This is a genomic window from Pseudomonas sivasensis (assembly GCF_052938085.1).
Genome location: NZ_CP176442.1, coordinates 233,983 through 254,282, shown reverse-complemented (window position 1 = coordinate 254,282; position 20,300 = coordinate 233,983). Strand labels below are relative to the sequence as shown.

24 protein-coding genes are annotated in these 20,300 nt (G+C 60.3%); 14 read left to right on the top strand and 10 right to left on the bottom strand.

Features of this window, described 5'->3' with window-relative positions; translation table 11 throughout:
- Positions 1–9 precede the first annotated feature (9 nt).
- Complete coding sequence (locus tag ACKZ62_RS01235) at positions 10–438, bottom strand: NINE protein (protein ID WP_027606088.1); 429 nt, start codon at positions 436–438, stop codon at positions 10–12.
- Between the two features lie 250 nt (positions 439–688).
- Here ACKZ62_RS01235 and ACKZ62_RS01230 point away from each other — a divergent pair, with 250 nt between their 5' ends.
- The gene (locus tag ACKZ62_RS01230) at positions 689–1,324 is read left to right on the top strand and encodes a C40 family peptidase (protein WP_032884130.1); all 636 of its coding nucleotides are present in this window, start codon (positions 689–691) and stop codon (positions 1,322–1,324) included.
- Positions 1,325–1,464: 140 nt separating this feature from the next.
- Here ACKZ62_RS01230 and ACKZ62_RS01225 read toward each other — a convergent pair whose 3' ends face one another.
- Complete coding sequence (locus ACKZ62_RS01225; protein WP_122756281.1) at positions 1,465–2,499, bottom strand: type IV pilus twitching motility protein PilT; 1,035 nt, start codon at positions 2,497–2,499, stop codon at positions 1,465–1,467.
- Between the two features lie 57 nt (positions 2,500–2,556).
- On the opposite strand from ACKZ62_RS01225, the gene ACKZ62_RS01220 reads away from it, so the two are divergent.
- The 9 genes from ACKZ62_RS01220 (at position 2,557) to ACKZ62_RS01180 (ending at position 9,170) form a co-directional block, all read left to right on the top strand.
- Complete coding sequence (locus ACKZ62_RS01220) at positions 2,557–3,243, top strand: YggS family pyridoxal phosphate-dependent enzyme (protein WP_032884134.1); 687 nt, start codon at positions 2,557–2,559, stop codon at positions 3,241–3,243.
- A 33-nt stretch (positions 3,244–3,276) separates the two neighbouring features.
- Complete coding sequence (gene proC / locus ACKZ62_RS01215) at positions 3,277–4,095, top strand: pyrroline-5-carboxylate reductase (RefSeq protein WP_032884136.1); 819 nt, start codon at positions 3,277–3,279, stop codon at positions 4,093–4,095.
- A gap of 9 nt (positions 4,096–4,104) precedes the next feature.
- On the top strand, positions 4,105–4,695 hold the full coding sequence (locus ACKZ62_RS01210) for a YggT family protein (protein ID WP_447096233.1): 591 nt from the start codon (positions 4,105–4,107) through the stop codon (positions 4,693–4,695).
- 118 nt (positions 4,696–4,813) lie between these two features.
- A complete protein-coding gene (metX, locus tag ACKZ62_RS01205; protein ID WP_122681970.1) occupies positions 4,814–5,953 on the top strand; it encodes a homoserine O-succinyltransferase MetX in 1,140 nt (379 codons plus the stop codon).
- Between the two features lie 7 nt (positions 5,954–5,960).
- Positions 5,961–6,581, top strand: a complete 621-nt coding sequence (gene metW / locus ACKZ62_RS01200) for a methionine biosynthesis protein MetW (protein ID WP_010207236.1) — start codon at positions 5,961–5,963, stop codon at positions 6,579–6,581.
- 21 nt (positions 6,582–6,602) lie between these two features.
- Positions 6,603–7,037, top strand: coding sequence for a DUF4426 domain-containing protein (locus tag ACKZ62_RS01195; protein WP_032884139.1), 435 nt, complete (start codon positions 6,603–6,605; stop codon positions 7,035–7,037).
- The gene (rdgB, locus tag ACKZ62_RS01190; RefSeq protein ID WP_025859581.1) at positions 7,034–7,630 is read left to right on the top strand and encodes an RdgB/HAM1 family non-canonical purine NTP pyrophosphatase; all 597 of its coding nucleotides are present in this window, start codon (positions 7,034–7,036) and stop codon (positions 7,628–7,630) included. Before ACKZ62_RS01195 ends, rdgB begins: the two co-directional genes overlap by 4 nt.
- Complete coding sequence (gene hemW, locus ACKZ62_RS01185) at positions 7,627–8,829, top strand: radical SAM family heme chaperone HemW (RefSeq protein ID WP_260367824.1); 1,203 nt, start codon at positions 7,627–7,629, stop codon at positions 8,827–8,829. Before rdgB ends, hemW begins: the two co-directional genes overlap by 4 nt.
- A 17-nt stretch (positions 8,830–8,846) precedes the next feature.
- A complete protein-coding gene (locus ACKZ62_RS01180) occupies positions 8,847–9,170 on the top strand; it encodes a DUF3392 domain-containing protein (protein ID WP_032884141.1) in 324 nt (107 codons plus the stop codon).
- Between the two features lie 140 nt (positions 9,171–9,310).
- Here the strand turns inward: ACKZ62_RS01180 and trmB are convergent, their stop codons facing one another.
- The 4 genes from trmB to ACKZ62_RS01160 form a co-directional block, all read right to left on the bottom strand.
- Positions 9,311–10,039: a tRNA (guanosine(46)-N7)-methyltransferase TrmB gene (gene trmB / locus ACKZ62_RS01175; RefSeq protein WP_032884142.1), complete on the bottom strand. Its 729-nt coding sequence runs from the start codon at positions 10,037–10,039 to the stop codon at positions 9,311–9,313.
- A 9-nt stretch (positions 10,040–10,048) separates the two neighbouring features.
- Positions 10,049–10,843 (bottom strand): thiazole synthase, encoded by a 795-nt coding sequence (locus ACKZ62_RS01170; RefSeq protein WP_032884143.1) that lies wholly within the window; start codon positions 10,841–10,843, stop codon positions 10,049–10,051.
- A 48-nt stretch (positions 10,844–10,891) separates the two neighbouring features.
- Complete coding sequence (gene thiS / locus ACKZ62_RS01165) at positions 10,892–11,092, bottom strand: sulfur carrier protein ThiS (protein WP_032884144.1); 201 nt, start codon at positions 11,090–11,092, stop codon at positions 10,892–10,894.
- Between the two features lie 71 nt (positions 11,093–11,163).
- The gene (locus ACKZ62_RS01160; protein ID WP_181642963.1) at positions 11,164–11,541 is read right to left on the bottom strand and encodes a DUF423 domain-containing protein; all 378 of its coding nucleotides are present in this window, start codon (positions 11,539–11,541) and stop codon (positions 11,164–11,166) included.
- A 74-nt stretch (positions 11,542–11,615) separates the two neighbouring features.
- Here ACKZ62_RS01160 and mtgA point away from each other — a divergent pair, with 74 nt between their 5' ends.
- On the top strand, positions 11,616–12,338 hold the full coding sequence (gene mtgA, locus ACKZ62_RS01155; RefSeq protein ID WP_032884148.1) for a monofunctional biosynthetic peptidoglycan transglycosylase: 723 nt from the start codon (positions 11,616–11,618) through the stop codon (positions 12,336–12,338).
- A gap of 120 nt (positions 12,339–12,458) precedes the next feature.
- Here the strand turns inward: mtgA and rpoH are convergent, their stop codons facing one another.
- The 4 genes from rpoH to ftsY form a co-directional block, all read right to left on the bottom strand.
- A complete protein-coding gene (gene rpoH / locus ACKZ62_RS01150) occupies positions 12,459–13,313 on the bottom strand; it encodes an RNA polymerase sigma factor RpoH (protein WP_003176698.1) in 855 nt (284 codons plus the stop codon).
- A gap of 129 nt (positions 13,314–13,442) precedes the next feature.
- Positions 13,443–14,465: a permease-like cell division protein FtsX gene (gene ftsX, locus ACKZ62_RS01145; RefSeq protein WP_032884149.1), complete on the bottom strand. Its 1,023-nt coding sequence runs from the start codon at positions 14,463–14,465 to the stop codon at positions 13,443–13,445.
- A complete protein-coding gene (gene ftsE, locus ACKZ62_RS01140; RefSeq protein WP_003213784.1) occupies positions 14,462–15,133 on the bottom strand; it encodes a cell division ATP-binding protein FtsE in 672 nt (223 codons plus the stop codon). Before ftsE ends, ftsX begins: the two co-directional genes overlap by 4 nt.
- Positions 15,130–16,527, bottom strand: a complete 1,398-nt coding sequence (ftsY, locus tag ACKZ62_RS01135; protein ID WP_181642965.1) for a signal recognition particle-docking protein FtsY — start codon at positions 16,525–16,527, stop codon at positions 15,130–15,132. Before ftsY ends, ftsE begins: the two co-directional genes overlap by 4 nt.
- Positions 16,528–16,760: 233 nt before the next feature.
- Here ftsY and ACKZ62_RS01130 point away from each other — a divergent pair, with 233 nt between their 5' ends.
- The 3 genes from ACKZ62_RS01130 to rsmD are packed head-to-tail and all read left to right on the top strand — an operon-like array spanning position 16,761 to position 20,204.
- Entirely contained in the window at positions 16,761–18,116 is a 1,356-nt protein-coding gene (locus ACKZ62_RS01130; RefSeq protein ID WP_442117687.1) for a M16 family metallopeptidase, read from the top strand.
- Positions 18,109–19,593 carry a M16 family metallopeptidase gene (locus ACKZ62_RS01125; protein WP_095185136.1) on the top strand — a complete coding sequence of 495 codons (1,485 nt, stop codon included), beginning with the start codon at positions 18,109–18,111 and terminating at the stop codon, positions 19,591–19,593. Before ACKZ62_RS01130 ends, ACKZ62_RS01125 begins: the two co-directional genes overlap by 8 nt.
- Positions 19,593–20,204 carry a 16S rRNA (guanine(966)-N(2))-methyltransferase RsmD gene (gene rsmD / locus ACKZ62_RS01120; protein ID WP_032884156.1) on the top strand — a complete coding sequence of 204 codons (612 nt, stop codon included), beginning with the start codon at positions 19,593–19,595 and terminating at the stop codon, positions 20,202–20,204. The genes ACKZ62_RS01125 and rsmD overlap by 1 nt, the downstream gene beginning before the upstream one ends.
- The last annotated feature ends 96 nt before the right edge of the window (positions 20,205–20,300 follow it).

Here is a 20,300-nt window from a genome sequence, read left to right as displayed (position 1 = left end):
CCTGAGAAATCAGCGTCCCCCGTTGCGCTCTGCATTGCGGATCGAAACCTGGGTATTCAACGTCCAGAAGTCATACAGCACCCCCACCAGGAACAAGCCACCGGTCAGCAGGTAGATCAGGCCGGTGATCCATTTGCCCTGGTACATGCGGTGCACGCCGAACACCCCCAGAAACGCCAACAGAATCCACGCCACGTTGTATTCGATGGGACCGGCGGTAAAGCGCAGGTCGGCTTCACGGTCCATGGCCGGGATCAGGAACAGGTCGATCAGCCAGCCGATACCCAGCAGGCCAAGGGTAAAAAACCAGATCGTCCCGGTGACAGGTTTGCCGTAATAAAAACGATGCGCGCCGGTAAACCCGAAAATCCAGAGCAGGTAACCGATCACCTTGCTGTGGGTGTCTTGTTGCGGCCCAACCTGTTGATAGGTGTTCATGACGTACCTCTTTTGCTTCGATAGATAAATTTTTTCATTTTCTTTGTGACTTTTTTACGGGCGCCCGACGTACGGCAAATGGTATCTTCACTGCCCTGAAAGCCTTATGCCACCTGACTTGTGTAGGACAATTGCGGCGAATCGTCGCGTATTTCCTGATTTTGACGTCAAGGTTCAGTCGACAAACGGCCTGAGAACGACACAAAAAGCTGTTATAAAGTTGCGCGCAAACCCATAAGAGCCACGCCTAATGCGACCATTTTTAAAGACATGGCTAACCATTTGCCTATTAATGCCACTGGCCGCCCACGCCACCAATCGTGAGCAACGACTTCCGAACGTTAACGGTTTCACCCCTAAAGTCCACAGCACGCCAAGCACTGCCAAATCGGTAAAGCCGACCGTCAGCCGCCCGACTCAATTGAGCAAGGCGCACGGTAAAGCAGTTCCCGGCCTCGTGGCAGTCAACACCAAGCAAAGCAGCAACGTCCTCAGCCGCGCCGTAAACGTGCTCGGTACACCTTATCGTTGGGGCGGCAGCAGCCCAAGTAAAGGGTTCGACTGCAGCGGCCTGGTGAAATATGCGTTCAACGACGTAGCCGCCGTGGATCTGCCGCGCACTTCCAATGCCATGGCCGCCGGCCACGGGCAGAAGGTTGATCGCAAGGACCTGAAACCAGGTGATCTGCTGTTCTTCAAATTGAAGAGCCGCCAGGTCAATCACGTTGCCATCTACTTGGGCAATGACCGTTTTATCCACGCACCGCGTCGTGGCAAGTCGGTCAGCATCGACACGTTGAAAAAGCCGTTTTGGGACAAGAACTACGTGATTGCCAAGCGGGTTCTGCCGAAAGAGCAGAACACCTTGCGAGTGGTTCAACGCTGATTTCAAGCTGAAATGCAGTCGTCAATGTGAGAGGGGGCTTGCTCCCGATAGCGGTGGATCAGTCAGTTTATCTGTACCTGACCTACTGCAATCGGGAGCAAGCCCCCTCCCACATTTGGATCTCCTTGCATATCCCGATCTTAGATATCCCCAGGCACCCTCGCCTTCTCCAGCGCCTCTTCCCGGCTGATCACGCCCTGCGTGACCAACGCCTTCAAACTCATATCCAATGTCTTCATCCCCAACGCCCCGCCGGTCTGGATGGCCGAGACCATCTGCGCCACCTTGTCCTCACGAATCAGATTACGAATGGCTGGCGTGCCCAACATGATTTCATGGGCCGCCACGCGCCCGCCGCCGAGCTTCTTCACCAGCACCTGTGACACCACCGCCTGCAACGACTCCGACAACATTGAGCGGACCATGGCCTTTTCGCCGGCCGGGAACACGTCGACCAGCCGATCCACGGTCTTTGCCGCGGAGGTAGTGTGCAAGGTGCCAAATACCAGATGCCCGGTTTCAGCCGCCGTCAGGGCCAGGCGGATGGTTTCCAGGTCACGCAGTTCGCCCACCAGGATCACATCGGGGTCTTCACGCAGCGCCGAACGCAGGGCTACCGAAAAACTGTGGGTGTCGCGGTGCACCTGGCGCTGGTTGATCAGCGCGATTTTCGGCCTGTGGATAAATTCGATGGGGTCTTCCAGCGTAAGGATGTGCTGGCGCCGATGCTGATTGAGGTAATCGATCATTGCCGCCAGAGTGGTGGACTTGCCGGAGCCAGTGGGTCCGGTCACCAGCACCAGGCCACGTGGCAATTGGGCGATGCGTTGGAACACCGCCCCGAGACCCAGGCTATCCAGGCTCTGGACTTCGGCCGGAATAGTACGAAACACCGCGCCCATGCCGCGATCCTGTTGGAATACGTTGGCCCGGAAGCGCGCTACACCTGGCAGCTCGAAGGCAAAATCCGTTTCAAGAGATGTTTCGAAATCCTTTTGCTGGTATTGATTGAGCAAAGGGCTCAATAAATCCGCGACTTGCGGGGCAGAAAGCACCGGCCAATCCATCGGCCAGACCTCGCCATCGATTCGCCACATCGGCGCCAGCCCCGCCGACAGGTGCAGGTCGGAGGCGCCACGGCGCACGCCGGCCACCAGTAATTCAGTGATATCCATAGGGCTTTCCATTTCCAGTAGAATGCCGCGGACTCCATATCCACGGGCGCATCTTGAATGTCGACGATAGCAGACAACATCGGCCTGGTTAGCCAGCGCATCCGCGCCGCAGCCGACGCCGTGCAACGTGACGCAAGCAGCATCCACCTGCTGGCCGTGAGCAAGACCAAACCCGCCCAAGCAGTGCGCGAAGCCTATGCCGCCGGGCAGCTCGAATTCGGCGAAAACTATCTGCAGGAAGCCCTGGGCAAACAGGCTGAATTAACCGACCTGCCCTTGAGTTGGCACTTCATCGGCCCCATTCAATCGAACAAGACGCGCGCTATCGCCGAGAACTTCGCTTGGGTGCACTCCGTGGACCGCCTCAAAATTGCACAACGCCTGTCCGAACAACGCCCGGCCGACCTGCCGCCGCTGAACATCTGTATCCAGGTCAATGTCAGCGGCGAAGCCAGCAAGTCCGGCTGCACGCCCGCCGACTTGCCGGCCCTGGCCAATGCCATCAGTGCCCTGCCGCGCTTGACGCTGCGTGGCCTGATGGCAATCCCCGAGCCGACTGAAGATCGGACCGAGCAAGATGCAGCGTTCGCTACCGTTCGCGACCTGCAAAACAGCCTGAACCTGCCGCTCGACACGCTTTCCATGGGCATGAGCCACGACCTTGAGTCGGCCATCGCCCAAGGCGCCACCTGGGTGCGGATCGGTACCGCCCTATTTGGCGCCCGTGATTACGGCCAGCCGTGAAATGGCTGACCTCCCTCTGAATAAGGACCTGTCATGAGCAACACGCGTATTGCCTTTATCGGCGCCGGTAACATGGCGGCCAGCCTGATCGGCGGCCTACGGGCCAAGGGCCTGGACGCCGCGCAGATCCGCGCCAGTGACCCGGGCGCCGACACCCGTGCGCGCGTCAGCGCCGAGCACGGTATCGACACCTTTGCCGACAATGCCGAGGCCATCCAAGGCGTCGACGTGATCGTGCTGGCGGTCAAGCCACAAGCCATGAAGGCCGTGTGCGAAAGCCTGCGCCCAAATCTGCAACCGCATCAGTTGGTGGTGTCCATCGCTGCCGGCATAACCTGCGCCAGCATGAAGAAGTGGCTGGGGGCCCAGCCCATCGTACGTTGCATGCCCAATACCCCGGCTCTGCTTCGCCAAGGCGTGAGCGGTTTGTATGCCACTGCCGAGGTCAGCACCGAACAACGTGACCAGGCCCAAGAGCTGCTGTCCGCCGTGGGCATTGCCCTGTGGCTGGATCAGGAACAACAACTGGACGCGGTCACCGCCGTCTCCGGCAGCGGCCCGGCATACTTCTTCCTGCTGATTGAAGCCATGACCGCCGCCGGCGTGAAACTCGGCCTGCCACGGGAAGTCGCTGAGCAACTGTCCGAGCAGACCGCCTTGGGCGCCGCGAAGATGGCCGTGTCCAGTGATGCGGATGCCGCCGAGCTGCGCCGTCGCGTGACCTCACCAGGCGGCACGACGCAGGCCGCCATTGAATCGTTCCAGGCCGGGGGCTTTGAAGCCCTGGTGGAAAAAGCATTGGGTGCCGCTGCGCACCGATCGGCCGAAATGGCCGAACAACTGGGCAACTAAGGAGCCAATATGATTGGTTTGAACACCGCAGCCGTCTACGTGCTGCAAACCCTCGGCAGCCTCTACCTGCTGATCGTGCTGTTGCGTTTCGTGCTGCAACTGGTACGTGCCAACTTCTACAACCCGCTCTGCCAGTTCATCGTCAAGGCGACCCAGCCGCTGCTCAAACCGTTGCGCCGGGTGATCCCGAGCCTGCTCGGCCTGGATATGTCGTCGCTGGTGCTGGCGATCCTGGTGCAGTTGGCCTTGATGGCGCTGACACTGCTGCTGACGTACGGCACCACCGGCAATTTCATACAGTTGCTGATTTGGGCAATCATCGGCGTGACCGCGCTGTTCCTGAAGATTTTCTTCTTCGCCTTGATCATCAGCGTGATCCTGTCCTGGGTCGCCCCGGGTAGCCACAACCCTGGCGCCGAACTGGTGAACCAGATCTGCGAGCCCGCCCTGGCGCCATTCCGCCGCCTGCTGCCGAACCTGGGCGGCCTGGATATCTCGCCGATCCTGGCGTTCATGGTGCTCAAGCTGCTGGACATGCTGGTGATCAACAACCTGGCCACCATGACCGGGATGCCAGAGATTCTGCGCCTGCTGATCTGACGCAAACAAATGAGGGAGGGGCTTGCTCCCTCCCTCATTTCGCAGCGCGCAGGCCTTTGCTTGCCGCTGGGTGCAGTGGTCTTTAGACTTACGCCTCATTTAAACGAGAGCAGGGTCGATGCCAGCTGCCTTCCCCCCCGATTCTGTTGGTCTGGTCGTGCCCCAAGTGGCGCACTTCAGCGAACCCCTGGCCCTGGCCTGCGGCCGTTCTCTGCCCGCCTACGACCTGATCTACGAAACCTATGGCCAACTGAACACCACGGCGAGCAACGCCGTGCTGATCTGCCACGCCTTGTCCGGTCATCACCACGCAGCAGGCTTCCACAGTGCCGACGAGCGCAAGCCCGGTTGGTGGGACAGCTGTATCGGTCCCGGCAAGCCCATCGACACCAACAAATTCTTCGTGGTCAGCCTGAACAACCTCGGCGGCTGCAACGGCTCCACTGGCCCCAGCAGTATCAACCCGGAAACCGGCAAGCCGTTCGGCGCCGACTTCCCGGTGCTGACCGTGGAAGACTGGGTACACAGCCAAGCGCGTCTTGCCGATTTGTTGGGCATCAACCAGTGGGCCGCCGTGATCGGTGGCAGCCTGGGCGGGATGCAGGCACTGCAATGGACCATCACCTACCCTGATCGCGTACGCCATTGTCTGGCTATCGCCTCGGCCCCCAAGTTGTCGGCGCAAAACATCGCCTTCAACGAAGTGGCGCGCCAGGCGATCCTCACCGACCCCGAGTTCCACGGCGGTTCGTTCCAGGAAGCGGGCGTGATTCCCAAGCGCGGCTTGATGCTGGCGCGGATGGTCGGGCATATCACCTACCTGTCCGATGACTCCATGGGCGAAAAATTCGGCCGTGGCCTCAAGAGCGAGAAGCTCAACTACGATTTCCACAGCGTCGAATTCCAGGTCGAAAGCTACCTGCGTTATCAGGGCGAGGAGTTCTCCGGGCGTTTCGATGCCAACACCTATCTGCTGATGACCAAGGCCCTGGACTATTTCGACCCGGCGGCCAACCACGACGATGACCTGGCGAAAACCTTCGAAGGCGCCACGGCCAAGTTCTGCGTGATGTCGTTCACCACCGACTGGCGCTTCTCCCCGGCCCGCTCCCGCGAGCTGGTGGATGCACTGATGGCCGCACGCAAAGACGTGTGCTACCTGGAGATCGATGCGCCGCAAGGCCACGACGCCTTCCTGATTCCGATCCCGCGTTACTTGCAGGCGTTCGGCAATTACATGAACCGGATTACAGTGTGAGAACGCCATGAGAGCCGACCTGGAAATCATCCAAGAATGGATCCCCGCCGGCAGCCGCGTGCTTGACCTGGGCTGCGGCGATGGCGAACTGCTGAGCTGGCTGCGCGACAACAAGCAAGTCACCGGCTATGGCCTGGAAAACGACCCGGACAACATTGCCCAGTGCGTGGCCAAGGGCATCAACGTGATCGAGCAGGACTTGGACAAGGGCCTGGGTAACTTTGCCAGCAACAGCTTCGACATCGTGGTGATGACCCAAGCCCTGCAAGCGGTGCACTACCCTGACCGTATCCTCGACGAAATGCTGCGCGTGGGTCGCCAGTGCATCATCACCTTCCCTAACTTCGGCCACTGGCGCTGCCGCTGGTACCTGGCGACCAAGGGTCGCATGCCGGTGTCGGATTTCCTGCCTTACACCTGGTACAACACGCCGAACATCCACTTCTGCACCTTCGAAGACTTCGAAGCGCTGTGTGGCGAGCGTGAAGCCAAAGTGATTAACCGACTTGCCGTCGATCAACAGCACCGTCACGGCTGGGCGAGTAAACTATGGCCCAACCTGTTGGGCGAAATCGGTATCTACCGGGTCAGCAGTCCTGGCCTGACCGACCACAAAATTGCCGTCTAATCATTTTCCAGAGGGGCGCTCATGAGTCGCTTGGCTATTTTTCTACTGACCGCTTGCCTGGGTGCCAACGCCTTGGCAGCCGACGCTATCGACGCAAATCGCAAGAAAGACTTCGGCGATATCACCGTTCACTACAACACCTTCACCTCCAGCTTCCTGCAACCGGAAACCGCCCAGAAAGTCGGCGTGGTACGCAGTAAGGAGAAGGGCTTGATCAATGTGACCGTGATCAAGGGCGTGACCCCCGTGGCCGCACAAGTAACGGGCACCATCAAGGATCTGGGCGGCAAGAGCGAGATCCTCACCTTCAAGCAAATCAACGAAAAAGGCGGGATCAATTATCTCGCGCCCTACGCCGTGACCCAGCGGGAATACAAGACGTTTACCATCAACGTTGAAACCGGCGGCAAAGCCCATAGCTTCCAATTCAACCAGGAACTGTTTCCGGCGGAATGATGAACCTTACCCAGCTCGTACTCGCCAGCCATAACGCCGGCAAACTCAAAGAACTGCAGGCCATGCTCGGCGACTCCGTGCAACTGCGCTCGATTGGCGAGTTCAGCCAGGTCGAGCCGGAAGAGACAGGCCTGTCGTTCGTCGAGAACGCCATCCTCAAGGCGCGCAATGCCGCACGTATCTCGGGCCTTCCGGCGCTGGCGGATGACTCTGGCCTGGCGGTGGATTTTCTCGGCGGAGCCCCTGGCATCTATTCGGCGCGCTACGCCGATGGCAAAGGTGACGCGGCCAACAACGCCAAGTTGCTGGACGCCCTCAAGGACGTGCCGGACGCCGAACGCGGCGCGCAGTTCGTCTGCGTGCTGGCCCTGGTGCGCCATGCGGACGACCCGTTGCCGATCCTTTGCGAAGGCCTGTGGCACGGGCGCATCCTGCATGCGGCCAGCGGTGAGCATGGTTTTGGCTATGACCCGCTGTTCTGGGTGCCAGAGCGCAATGTCTCCAGCGCAGAACTGAGCCCGGCCGACAAGAACCAGATCAGCCACCGCGCCCGCGCAATGGATTTGCTGCGCCAACGCCTGAGCCTGAAATGACCCACGACACCCAGGCGCTGCCGCTGATCCACGGCGGCGCGCAAACACCTCGGGCGGCCTTGCCCGTGCTGCCGCCCCTGGCGCTGTATATCCACATCCCGTGGTGCGTACGTAAATGCCCGTATTGCGACTTCAACTCTCACACCGCAAGCAAAGTGCTGCCGGAAGAAGAGTACGTGGACGCACTGTTGGCCGACCTCGATCAGGATCTGCATGCCGTTTACGGCCGGGAACTGAGTTCGATCTTCTTCGGCGGTGGCACCCCAAGCCTGTTCAGCGCTGCAGCACTGGGTCGCCTGCTCACAGGCGTGGAAGCGCGCATCCCGTTTGCCGGCGATATCGAGATCACCTTGGAAGCCAACCCCGGCACGTTCGAACAAGAGAAGTTCGTGGCGTACCGCAAGCTGGGGATCAACCGCCTGTCCATCGGTATCCAGAGCTTCCAGCAGGAAAAACTTCAGGCCCTGGGCCGTATCCACAATGGCGACGAAGCTGTACGCGCTGCCGGAATGGCGCGCCAGGCCGGATTTGATAACTTCAATTTGGACCTGATGCACGGTTTGCCCGATCAGTCCCTGGACGACGCCCTCAGCGACCTGCGCCAGGCCATCGCGCTCAAACCCACGCATTTGTCCTGGTACCAGTTGACCCTGGAACCCAACACGGTGTTCTGGAACCAGCCGCCGGCGCTGCCAGAAGACGACACCCTTTGGGACATCCAGGAAGCAGGCCAGGCACTGCTGGCCGAGCACGGTTACGCCCAATACGAAGTGTCAGCCTATGCCCAACCGGGCCGCCCGGCGCGGCATAACCTGAATTACTGGAGCTTCGGCGACTTTATCGGCATCGGCGCCGGCGCCCACGGCAAGCTCAGCCATCCGGACGGGCGCATCGTGCGCACCTGGAAGACCCGCGCGCCAAAGGACTACCTGAACCCGGCCAAAAGCTTCCAGGCTGGGGCGAAGGAGCTGACCAATGACGAGCTACCTTTCGAGTTTCTGATGAACGCTCTGCGCCTCACCGACGGCGTCGACGCCAGGCTCTACGCCGAGCGCACGGGCCTCGACCTGGCGAGCCTCGACGAGGCACGTCGCGAGGCAGAACAAAGTGGCTTAATGCAGGTCGAACCGTCACGCCTGGCGGCCACTGATCGCGGGCAACTCTTTCTCAATGACCTGTTGCAGAAGTTTTTGAGCTGACGCTCTAAGGAATTCGAATGGATTTGGTACTCGACCTGCTCGCCACCGTATCCCGCTGGAGCCGCAGCAACCTGTCGGAAATCTCCCTAGCGCTCGTGGGCTGTTTGCTGGTGCTGTTCGGCGCAGATATCAAGGGCTGGGTCGAAGCACGCCTGGGCAGCATCGCCGGCGCCTTGCGCGTCCCGCTGATGGCATTGGTGTGCATGGTCGGCAGCGGCGCTGCATTGATCTACGCCACACCGTGGATTGTGCGGGGCTTGAGCCAGTTCAATAACTACAGCCTGGCGCCGGTGTTGGTGGTGGTACTGGTGTTGATTGGCGTCGTCGCCGATCGCCGCTGACCTCAAATCCAACACAAAACAACTGTGGGAGGGGGCTTGCCCCCGATAGCGGTGGATCAGTCACTTTGATGTCGACTGATACTCCGCTATCGGGGGCAAGCCCCCTCCCACATTGAATTGCATTTCAAGCCAGTGGCGAGTTACGCCAACTTCTCAAACTTCAAATCCCAAACCCCATGCCCCAACCGCTCGCCGCGACGTTCGAACTTGGTGATCGGACGCTCAGCCGGGCGCGGCACGCATTTGCCATCTTCGGCCAGGTTGCGGTAGCCAGGGGCAACGTCCATCACTTCCAGCATGTATTCGGCATACGGCTCCCAGTCGGTGGCCATGTGCAGGATGCCGCCAACCTTGAGCTTGCTGCGCACCAGTTCCGCGAAGGAAGCCTGGACGATGCGGCGTTTGTGGTGGCGGGATTTATGCCATGGGTCCGGGAAGAACAGCATCAGGCGGTCAAGGCTGTTGTCGGCGATGCAACGGTTAAGCACTTCAATCGCGTCGCAGTCGTAGACCCGCAGGTTAGTCAGGCCTTGAGTCAGGACGCCGTTAAGCAGTGCGCCGACACCTGGGCGGTGTACTTCCACGCCAATGAAGTCCTGGTCCGGCGCGGCAGCGGCCATTTCCAGCAGGGAGTGGCCCATGCCGAAGCCGATTTCCAGTGAGCGCGGGGCCGAACGGCCAAACACTTGGTCGTAGTCCACGGGCGCATCGGCCAAGGGCAATACGAACAGCGGCGTGCCCTGCTCCAGACCCTTTTGCTGGCCTTCGGTCATACGACCGGCGCGCATCACAAAGCTCTTGATGCGGCGATGCTTGGACTCGTCGCCTGCTTCTTCCACGGTGTTCGGCGTTTCGTTTGATTCAGTCATCAATGGCTCTTACTTGATCAGACCATCCAGCGGCGAAGAGGCGCTGGCGTAGAGTTTTTTCGGCATGCGCCCGGCGAGGTAAGCCAGGCGGCCTGCCACGATGGCGTGTTTCATGGCTTCGGCCATCATGATCGGTTGCTGAGCATGGGCGATGGCGGAGTTCATCAGCACAGCGTCGCAACCCAGCTCCATGGCGATGGTCGCGTCGGAGGCAGTGCCTACGCCCGCATCCACCAGTACGGGGATCTTGGCTTCTTCGAGGATGATCTGCAGGTTGTACGGATTGCAGATACCCAGGCCGGAACCGATCAGACCGGCCAGCGGCATCACGGCGATGCAGCCGATTTCCGCCAATTGACGGGCGATGATCGGGTCGTCACTGGTGTAGACCATCACGTCGAAGCCTTCCTTGACCAGGGTTTCAGCGGCCTTGAGGGTTTCGATCACGTTGGGGAACAGGGTTTTCTGATCGGCCAGCACTTCCAGCTTCACCAGGTTGTGACCATCAAGCAGCTCACGGGCCAGGCGGCAGGTGCGCACGGCTTCAATGGCGTCATAGCAACCGGCGGTGTTCGGTAGGAAGGTGTAGCGATCCGGCGACAGCACTTCGAGCAGGTTCGGCTCGCCCTCGATCTGACCGAGGTTGGTGCGGCGTACGGCGAAGGTCACGATTTCAGCGCCCGAGGCTTCGATGGCCAGGCGGGTTTCTTCCATATCGCGGTACTTGCCGGTGCCGACCAGCAAGCGGGACTGGTAGGTACGACCGGCCAGGACGAAGGGCTTGTCGCTACGAACGATGCTCATGGGAAATCCTCGAAATGGGGTGAGGTTCTGCAGAATTCGGGCAGGCGACTAGCCGCCGCCGATGGCGTGGACCACTTCAACCTGATCACCTTCGGTGAGCGCAGTCTCGGCGTGGAGGCTACGCGGAACGATATCCAGGTTGAGCTCCACTGCGACGCGACGCCCGGTCAGGTCCAGACGGGTCAGCAGGGCCGAAACGGTTTCACCGTCGGGCAGTTCAAAGGATTCGCCGTTCAACAGAATGCGCATGCCGCGGGCCGCCATCGTTTTTAGGGGCCAGCATTCTAGCTTGATTGGCGTTGCCGGCCCAAGTCCCTTGGTCAGACGACCTGCAAGCGCCAGGCAAACAAACCGAGGAAGAACCAGCCGAGCAAGAACGCCAGGCCACCGAACGGCGTGATGATGCCGAGCTTGCTGATACCGGTCATGGTCAGCACGTAGAGGCTGCCGGAAAACAGCAGGATACCGATGACAAACGAGATACCGGCCCAAGTCACCAGGCGACCGGGAAGATGGGCGGCCAGCAACGCCACGCCGAACAGCGCCAGTGTGTGCACCAGTTGATAGGTGACTCCGGTATGGAAGATCGCCAGGTACTCGGCGCTCAGACGGTTTTTCAGGCCGTGGGCGGCAAACGCGCCCAAGGCCACACCGGTGAAGCCGAAAAACGCGGCCAGCATCAGAAAGCTACGCAGCATAGGGAACTCCAGTCAGACTCATCGGGCAGGGTCTGTATAATGGCCCGCTCAACGGTTTCGGCCAAGCCATCTCTATGCTGCGTCTCCTATTCAAACGCTTTCTCAACGTCGTGAAATGGTTTGCCATCGGCAGTGTTTTGCTGGTGCTGCTGTTTCGTGTCGTCCCGCCGCCCTTCACTGCCCTAATGGTGGAGCGCAAGGTCGAATCCTGGTTCGACGGCGAACCCATTGACCTGCAGCGCACCTGGGTGCCGTGGGACGAGATCTCCGATGAGCTCAAAGTGGCGGTGATGGCCGGTGAAGACCAGCGCTTCCCGCAGCATTGGGGCTTTGATTTCGGCGCGATCCAGGCGGCGATCCTGCACAACGAGCGCGGCGGTTCGATTCGCGGCGCCAGTACGTTGAGTCAGCAGGTGTCGAAGAATCTGTTCCTGTGGGCTGGCCGCAGTTATTTGCGCAAAGGGCTGGAGGCCTGGTTTACCGGGTTGATCGAGGTGCTGTGGCCCAAGCAGCGGATTCTTGAGGTGTACCTCAATAGCGTGGAATGGGATGAAGGCGTATTCGGCGCGGAGGCGGCGGCGCGGCATCACTTCGGCGTAAGCGCCAAGGGCTTGTCCCGGCAGCAGGCCAGTTATTTAGCGGCGGTGTTGCCTAACCCTCGAGTATGGAGTGCCAGCCACCCGACCGCTTATGTGGCGCGGCGGGCGGCGTGGATTCGCCAGCAGATGAGCCAGCTAGGCGGAGATGGTTATCTGGTGGAACTGAACAACTCGCGCAAAGCGCCTTGGTCCGACTGATACAACACAAAAAAATGTGGGAGGGCGCTTGCTCCCGATAGCGTTGGATCAGTCATTTTGATGTCGACTGACACTCTGCTATCGGGGGCAAGCCCCCTCCCACATTTTTAAGCGGCGCTTTTAAGCGGCGATCGACAACTTCAGCTTGTTCATCGCGCTTTTCTCAAGCTGACGAATTCGCTCGGCCGACACGTTGTACTTCTGCGCCAAGTCGTGCAGCGTGGCTTTTTCTTCCGCCAGCCAGCGCTGGTAGAGGATGTCACGACTGCGGTCGTCCAACACTTCCAGCGCTTCGTGCAGGTTGTGGTTGGAATTGTCGCTCCAGTCGGCGTCTTCCAGTTGACGCGCCGGGTCGTACCGGTGGTCTTCCAGATAGTTGGCCGGCGATTGGAAGGCGCTGTCGTCGTCCGCTTCGGCGGCCGGATCGAAGGCCATGTCATGGCCGGTCAGGCGACTTTCCATTTCGCGCACTTCACGGGGCTCCACACCGAGGCTTTCGGCCACGCGGTGGACTTCCTCGTTGTTCAGCCACGCCAGGCGTTTCTTCTGGCTACGCAGGTTGAAGAACAGCTTGCGCTGGGCCTTGGTGGTCGCGACTTTCACAATGCGCCAGTTGCGCAGGATGAACTCGTGGATTTCCGCCTTGATCCAGTGCACGGCAAACGACACCAGGCGCACGCCCATCTCAGGGTTGAAGCGCTTTACAGCCTTCATCAGGCCGACGTTGCCTTCCTGAATCAGGTCAGCCTGGGCCAACCCGTAGCCGCTATAGCTACGGGCGATATGTACGACAAAACGCAGGTGGGCGAGCACCATCTGCCGAGCCGCCCCCAAATCCTGCTCATAGTAGAGACTCTCGGCCAGTTCACGCTCCTGCTCGGGCGTCAGCAATGGAATGCTGTTGACCGTGTGCACATAGGCTTCCAGGTTCGCACCAGGGACCAAGGCATAAGCAGGTTGCAAAGAAGTGGTCATACGAAAAAACCTCCGACTCACATAACTCGTGCAGTTCAGCACTGCGAAAATTGACCGGGAACCGTAGGACAAGTTCCCTAAACCACTGATACGGTCAATACAAACGAAACCACATTAATCTGACATTAACTACTTCGGTGCCAGCTCACGTAAATGCCGTGCGACCGCAATCCAGGCACCGATATAACCCAACAATACCGCGCCAAGCAAGAGCGACAGACCATCGGCCACCGGTACCCCGGCCAGGGCAAAATCACTGCCGTACAAGCCGGCAAGCCCAACGACTGCGTCGTTCAGCCAGTTCAGGCCGAACGCCAGCACGCCCCAGGACAAAATCCCCGCACCCAGGCCATAAAGCGCGCCCATGTACAGAAAAGGCCGACGCACATAGCTGTCCGTGCCGCCGACCAGTTTAATCACTTCTATCTCGATGCGACGGTTTTCAATATGAAGACGAATGGTATTACCTATCACCAAAAGTAATGCAGACACCAACAGCACCGTCAGGCCGAACACAAAACGGTCGCCAAGCTTGAGGATCGCCGCCAGGCGCTCTACCCAGACTAGATCAAGTTGCGCCTGTTGCACCTTCGGCATCTCTGCGAGTTTTTGCCGCAGGGCTTCAAGGGCCGGCTTGTCGACTTCATTCGGGGTCACCAGCACCACGCCGGGCAGTGGGTTCTGCGGCAGCTCTTTAAGCGCCTCGCCCAGGCCGGACTGCTGTTGGAACTCCTCAAGGGCCTGGTCGCGGCTAACGTACTCGGCGTCCGCGACGCCCGGCATATTCTTGATATCGTCCCGTAGCGCTTCGCCTTCCTTGGTACTGGCATCCAGGTTCAAGTACAGCGAAATCTGCGCCGCACGCTGCCAGGAACCGCCCAAACGCTCCACATTATTAAGCAGCAGCGACAAGCCCATCGGCAGGCTCAAGGCCACAGCCATCACCAGGCAGGTGAAAAAGCTGCCGATCGGCTGTTTGCCCAGACGGCGCAAGCTGTCCAGCAGGCTGGCGCGGTGGCTTTCGATCCAGGCGCGCAGCAAGGTGCTGAAGTCCGGGCCGTCGTCATCGTCGTGTTTTTTCTTTTTCGGTTGCGGGTCGGCCGGTTTTGGCGCAACGCGCTCGGAAACCTTAGGGCTACGTGTGGCACTCATACGCCAGCCTCCCCGTCACCGATCAGACGACCGCGCTGCAGGGTCAGCATGCGGTGGCGCATGCGGGCGATCAACGCCAGGTCGTGGCTGGCGATCAATACGCTGGTGCCCAGGCGGTTGATGTCTTCGAACACCCCCATGATCTCGGCCGCCAGACGCGGGTCGAGGTTACCGGTAGGTTCGTCCGCCAGCAGCAAGGCCGGGCGATGGACGATGGCGCGGGCGATGCCGACGCGCTGCTGCTGACCAGTCGAGAGGTCGCCGGGGTAGAGGTCGGTCTTGTCCGACAGCGCCACGCGCTCCAGGGCCGAGTCCACACGCTTGACGATTTCGGCCTTGGACAACCCAAGAATCTGCAGCGGCAGCGCAATGTTGTTGAACACCGTGCGATCGAACAGTAACTGGTGGTTCTGGAACACTACGCCGATCTGGCGGCGCAGGAACGGGATCTGCGCATTACTGATGGTGGCCAGGTCCTGGCCGGCGAGCAGCAACTTGCCGGTAGTCGGGCGTTCCATGGCCAGCAGCAGGCGCAACAGCGTACTTTTGCCGGCCCCCGAGTGACCGGTGACAAACAAGAACTCGCCGCGACGCACTCGAAAGCTCAGCTCATGCAAGCCGACATGCCCGTTGGCATAGCGTTTACCGACCTGTTCGAATCGAATCATGAACGCTCCCGCTCGGCAAACAGTGCCTGTACAAAGGGTTCGGCCTCAAAGGTGCGCAGGTCGTCGATGCCTTCACCGACGCCGATATAACGAATCGGCAACCCGAACTGCTTGGCCAAGGCGAAGATCACACCGCCTTTGGCCGTGCCGTCGAGCTTAGTCAACGCCAGGCCGGTCAGTTGGACCGTCTGGTTGAATTGTTTGGCCTGGCTGATAGCGTTCTGGCCGGTACCAGCGTCCAGCACCAGCAGCACTTCGTGCGGCGCGTCAGCGTCGAGCTTGCCGATAACGCGGCGGACTTTCTTCAGCTCTTCCATCAGGTTGTCTTTGGTGTGCAGACGACCAGCGGTATCCGCGATCAGCACATCGATGTTACGAGCCTTGGCGGCTTGCACGGCGTCGAAGATCACCGAGGCGGAATCGGCACCCGTGTGCTGGGCGATGACCGGAATCTTGTTGCGCTCACCCCAGACCTGCAATTGCTCAACGGCGGCGGCGCGGAAGGTGTCACCGGCAGCGAGCATGACTTTCTTGCCTTCCGATTGCAGTTTCTTGGCCAGTTTGCCGATGGTGGTGGTCTTGCCGGCGCCGTTGACGCCCACTACCAGGATCACGAACGGCTTGTTCGGAGTGATCACCAGCGGCGCTTCCACGGGTTTGAGCATCGCAGCCAGTTCGGCCTGCAAGGATTTGTAGAGCGCATCGGCATCGGTCAGCTGCTTGCGCGCGACCTTTTGGGTCAGGCTCTGGATGATCACCGCGGTGGCTTCGACGCCCACGTCGGCGGTCAGCAGACGGGTTTCAATGTCTTCCAGCAGTTCGTCATCAATGACCTTCTTGCCCAGGAACAGGCTGGCCATGCCTTCGCCGATGCTGGCGCTGGTCTTGCTCAGGCCTTGCTTGAGACGAGCGAAGAAGCCGGTCTTGCTTGTTTCGGCGGGTGGGGCGATCGGCTCTGGCTCGACAACCTCGATAACTTGGGCAGGCTCAGCGGCCACAACAGGCGCAGGAACCGGGACTTCCACGGCGAGTGGCGCTTCGGCCACCACCTCGACCGGCTCAACCACCGCAGGAATCGGCGGGGCCACGTGCTCAGCCTGTATGTCTTCGACCAACGCCACGGGCTCTTCGGCCACTGGCAACTCAGGCCACGGCTTGTGCTCAGGCTCGGCCTCAACCACTGGCTGCAACACCGGCTCAGCCATCGGCAACACCACCGGCGCAGGCACTTCGGCAACCGGCTCGGCTTCTACTATAGGTTCGGGGATCGGCTCAGCTTGAACCTGTGGCTGTTCGACAACGGTTTCCTGCGGCTTTTTGCGCAGCCATCCGAACAGGCCTTTCTTCTCGCCAGCCGCAGCTGGGGTCTTCTTGTCGTCGTTGGAACCAAACATGGAGACGGCTATCTCAAGGTAGCGAAGTGCCAGAGCGGCACGTCGGTAAATAAAATTCGATGCGTAACAGACTGTTTTTTAGCCAGCTCGTTCATGCGCAACATTTTGTAAGGCCTAAATAGGGCCTCAACAAGACTGCCGCAGTGGCCGTCCGTATATTCGACCAGTATCCTAGCACCTCCTCGCCCGCTGACGCTAAGACCAAGCGGGCAGCCCAACAGGTTTAAAAACGAATGAATGCTCTAGCCCGCCGCGCCGCAGGCCTGCTGTTCAGCACAGTTTGTCTGCCTCTTACAGCCTTGGCTGCCGACCCACAACCCACCCATGAATTCACCCTGGACAACGGCCTCAAGGTCGTCGTGCGCGAAGATCATCGCGCCCCGGTGGTGGTTTCCCAGGTTTGGTACAAAGTGGGTTCGAGCTACGAAACCCCGGGCCAGACTGGTTTGTCCCACGCCTTGGAACACATGATGTTCAAGGGCAGCGCCAAAGTCGGCCCCGGCGAAGCCTCGCTGATCCTGCGCGACCTGGGTGCCGAAGAAAACGCGTTCACCAGCGATGACTACACCGCTTATTACCAAGTCCTGGCCCGTGACCGCCTGGGCGTGGCCTTCGAACTTGAAGCCGACCGCATGGCAAGCCTGCGTCTACCGGCCGACGAGTTCAGCCGCGAAATCGAGGTTATTAAAGAAGAACGTCGCCTGCGCACCGACGACAACCCGATGTCCAAGGCCTACGAGCGCTTCAAGGCCATGGCCTTCCCGGCCAGCGGCTACCACACGCCGACCATCGGCTGGATGGCCGATCTGGACCGCATGAAGGTCGAAGAACTGCGCCACTGGTACCAATCCTGGTACGTGCCGAACAACGCCACCCTGGTGGTAGTCGGCGACGTAACTCCGGACGAGGTGAAGAACCTGGCCCAACGCTACTTTGGCCCGATCCCCAAGCGTGACGTACCGCCCGCGAAGATCCCGATGGAGCTGGCCGAACCCGGCGAGCGCCTGCTGACGATGCACGTGCAGACCCAATTGCCGAGCGTGATGCTCGGTTTCAACGTTCCTGCCCTGGCGACTGCCGAAGATAAACGCTCGGTGCAAGCCCTGCGCCTGATTTCGGCCCTGTTGGATGGCGGCTACAGTGCGCGCATCTCGGAGCAGTTGGAGCGCGGTGAAGAGCTGGTTTCGGCCGCTTCCACCAATTACGACGCTTATACCCGCGGCGACACCCTGTTCATGCTGTCGGCCACCCCAAACCAGCAGAAGAAAAAGACCGTTGCCCAAGCCGAAGCCGGCCTGTGGCGACTGCTCGAAGAACTCAAAGCCAAGCCGCCAACCGCCGAAGAACTGGAACGCATCCGCGCTCAGGTCATCGCCGGCCTGGTCTATCAGCGTGACTCCATCACCAGCCAGGCCACGGCCATCGGCTCCCTGGAAACTGTCGGCCTGTCCTGGAAGCTGATGGACAGCGAACTCGCCGACCTGCAAAGCGTGACGCCTGAAGATATCCAGAAGGCCGCGCGTACTTATTTCACCCGCGAGCGTCTGAGCGTCGCCCATGTTCTGCCTGAGGAGACTGCTCATGAGTGATCGCAAAAGCCTGATCCTGCCTGGCCTGATCGCCGTTACCCTGATCGCGGCGAGCGCCGTGTATTTCCTGCGCCCAAGTGAATCGGTCGCGAGCCCGGCGCTTGAAAAAGCCCAGTCAGCCAACAAACTGCAATCCTTGGCGGAGTTGGACGGCAAGGCACCCACCAACCGCAAGCTCGACGTGCAAACCTGGACCACCGCCGAAGGCGCCAAGGTGCTGTTTGTTGAGGCGCATGAACTGCCGATGTTCGACATGCGCATCCTGTTCGCCGCCGGCAGCAGCCAGGATGGCGATGTGCAGGGCCTGGCGTTGATGACCAACGCCATGCTCAACGAAGGCATACCGGGCAAGGACGTCAGCCAGATCGCCAGTGGTTTTGAAGGCCTGGGCGCCGACTTCGGCAATGGCGCTTACCGCGACATGGCACTGGTATCCCTACGCAGCCTGAGTGCCAGCGATAAACGCGACGCCGCCCTGGCGCTGTTTGACGACGTGATCGGCAAGCCGACCTTTCCGGCCGACTCCCTGGCCCGCATCAAGAATCAGATCCTCGCCGGCTTCGAATATCAGAAGCAAAACCCCGGCAAACTCGCCAGCCTGGAGCTGTTCAAGCGCTTGTACGGCGATCACCCTTATGCGCACCCGAGCGAAGGCACACCTGAAAGCGTGCCGAAAATTAACCTGGCGCAGTTGCAGGCGTTCCACGCCAAGGCGTACGCCGCCGGTAATGCGGTGATTGCGGTGGTAGGCGACCTGACCCGCGCCGAAGCTGAAGCCATGACCGCAAAGGTGTCCGCATCGCTGCCTAAAGGCCCGGCCCTGGCGAAGATTGCCCAGCCGACTGAACCAAAGGCCGGCCTGAGCCATATCGAGTTCCCATCCAAGCAGACGCACTTGCTGTTCGCCCAACTCGGCATCGACCGCGCCGACCCGGACTACGCGGCCTTGTCCCTGGGTAACCAGATCCTCGGCGGCGGTGGTTTCGGCACCCGTTTGATGAGCGAAGTACGTGAAAAGCGTGGCCTGACCTACGGTGTTTACTCCGGTTTCTCACCGATGCAGGTACGCGGTCCGTTCATGATCAACCTGCAGACACGCGCCGAAATGAGCGGCGGCACCCTGCGCCTGGTCGAAGACGTCGTGGCCGATTACCTCAAGAACGGTCCGACGCAAAAAGAGCTGGATGACGCAAAGCGCGAGCTGGCCGGCAGCTTCCCGCTGTCTACCGCCAGCAACGCCGATATCGTCGGTCAGCTGGGCGCCATGGGTTTCTATAACCTGCCGCTGAGCTATCTGGAAGATTTCATGAAACAATCCCAGGCCCTGACCGTAGAGCAGGTCAAGGCTGCAATGAATAAACACTTGAGCGCCGATAAGATGGTCATCGTGACCGCCGGCCCGACGATTGCGCAAAAGCCACTACCGCCCCCCACTGATAAACCCGCCGAGCAGCCGCTCGGGGTTCCGGAGCATTAATGGCCAGTTCATCTCGCCCGAAAAAACCTGTCCACAACGTACACAACGGTGTGGGCCAACTGCGCATCATTGGCGGTGAATGGGGCAGCCGCAAGCTGAGCTTCCCCGATGTCGTGGGCCTGCGCCCAACGCCGGATCGCGTGCGTGAAACCCTGTTCAACTGGCTCGCGCCGTATATCGCGGGCGCTAAGGTCTTGGACCCGTTCGCCGGCAGTGGCGCACTGTTCCTGGAGGCGTTGTCCCGTGGCGCGTCTCAGGCACAGGCGCTGGATGCCAGCAATGTGGCGGTCTCCAGCCTCAAGGAACACCTGGGCACCCTGCGTTGCACCAATGGCCAGGTACAAACTGCCGATGCTCTGCGCTACCTGGAAACCCAGGCGGCCAGCGAGTACGACGTAGTGTTCCTCGACCCGCCGTTCAACCAGAACCTCTTGCCGACCGTGTGTACGCTGCTGGAAGAACGCCAATGGCTGGCGCCCGACGCTTGGATCTACACTGAAAGCGAGACTGCGCCATCTTCCTTGGGACTGCCGGGCGCGTGGCGACTGCACCGGGAGCAGAAATCCGGGCGGGTGTATTACGCGTTGTGGCATCGGTTGGTCGAGAACTGAGAGTAATCCAGCTTTTGTGGTGAGCGGGCTGGCCCCGCGCGGGGCTGCGGAGCAGCCCCAATAAAAACACCGCGCACCATCAGCTAGAACTCGGTC

Bases quoted from the DNA above. Each gene is read 5' to 3' on its own strand.
- ACKZ62_RS01235 (WP_027606088.1), bottom strand. From the start codon at position 438: ATGAACACCTATCAACAGGTTGGGCCGCAACAAGACACCCACAGCAAG.
- ACKZ62_RS01230 (WP_032884130.1), top strand. From the start codon at position 689: ATGCGACCATTTTTAAAGACATGGCTAACCATTTGCCTATTAATGCCA.
- ACKZ62_RS01225 (WP_122756281.1), bottom strand. From the start codon at position 2,499: ATGGATATCACTGAATTACTGGTGGCCGGCGTGCGCCGTGGCGCCTCC.
- ACKZ62_RS01220 (WP_032884134.1), top strand. From the start codon at position 2,557: ATGTCGACGATAGCAGACAACATCGGCCTGGTTAGCCAGCGCATCCGC.
- proC (WP_032884136.1), top strand. From the start codon at position 3,277: ATGAGCAACACGCGTATTGCCTTTATCGGCGCCGGTAACATGGCGGCC.
- ACKZ62_RS01210 (WP_447096233.1), top strand. From the start codon at position 4,105: ATGATTGGTTTGAACACCGCAGCCGTCTACGTGCTGCAAACCCTCGGC.
- metX (WP_122681970.1), top strand. From the start codon at position 4,814: ATGCCAGCTGCCTTCCCCCCCGATTCTGTTGGTCTGGTCGTGCCCCAA.
- metW (WP_010207236.1), top strand. From the start codon at position 5,961: ATGAGAGCCGACCTGGAAATCATCCAAGAATGGATCCCCGCCGGCAGC.
- ACKZ62_RS01195 (WP_032884139.1), top strand. From the start codon at position 6,603: ATGAGTCGCTTGGCTATTTTTCTACTGACCGCTTGCCTGGGTGCCAAC.
- rdgB (WP_025859581.1), top strand. From the start codon at position 7,034: ATGATGAACCTTACCCAGCTCGTACTCGCCAGCCATAACGCCGGCAAA.
- hemW (WP_260367824.1), top strand. From the start codon at position 7,627: ATGACCCACGACACCCAGGCGCTGCCGCTGATCCACGGCGGCGCGCAA.
- ACKZ62_RS01180 (WP_032884141.1), top strand. From the start codon at position 8,847: ATGGATTTGGTACTCGACCTGCTCGCCACCGTATCCCGCTGGAGCCGC.
- trmB (WP_032884142.1), bottom strand. From the start codon at position 10,039: ATGACTGAATCAAACGAAACGCCGAACACCGTGGAAGAAGCAGGCGAC.
- ACKZ62_RS01170 (WP_032884143.1), bottom strand. From the start codon at position 10,843: ATGAGCATCGTTCGTAGCGACAAGCCCTTCGTCCTGGCCGGTCGTACC.
- thiS (WP_032884144.1), bottom strand. From the start codon at position 11,092: ATGCGCATTCTGTTGAACGGCGAATCCTTTGAACTGCCCGACGGTGAA.
- ACKZ62_RS01160 (WP_181642963.1), bottom strand. From the start codon at position 11,541: ATGCTGCGTAGCTTTCTGATGCTGGCCGCGTTTTTCGGCTTCACCGGT.
- mtgA (WP_032884148.1), top strand. From the start codon at position 11,616: ATGCTGCGTCTCCTATTCAAACGCTTTCTCAACGTCGTGAAATGGTTT.
- rpoH (WP_003176698.1), bottom strand. From the start codon at position 13,313: ATGACCACTTCTTTGCAACCTGCTTATGCCTTGGTCCCTGGTGCGAAC.
- ftsX (WP_032884149.1), bottom strand. From the start codon at position 14,465: ATGAGTGCCACACGTAGCCCTAAGGTTTCCGAGCGCGTTGCGCCAAAA.
- ftsE (WP_003213784.1), bottom strand. From the start codon at position 15,133: ATGATTCGATTCGAACAGGTCGGTAAACGCTATGCCAACGGGCATGTC.
- ftsY (WP_181642965.1), bottom strand. From the start codon at position 16,527: ATGTTTGGTTCCAACGACGACAAGAAGACCCCAGCTGCGGCTGGCGAG.
- ACKZ62_RS01130 (WP_442117687.1), top strand. From the start codon at position 16,761: ATGAATGCTCTAGCCCGCCGCGCCGCAGGCCTGCTGTTCAGCACAGTT.
- ACKZ62_RS01125 (WP_095185136.1), top strand. From the start codon at position 18,109: ATGAGTGATCGCAAAAGCCTGATCCTGCCTGGCCTGATCGCCGTTACC.
- rsmD (WP_032884156.1), top strand. From the start codon at position 19,593: ATGGCCAGTTCATCTCGCCCGAAAAAACCTGTCCACAACGTACACAAC.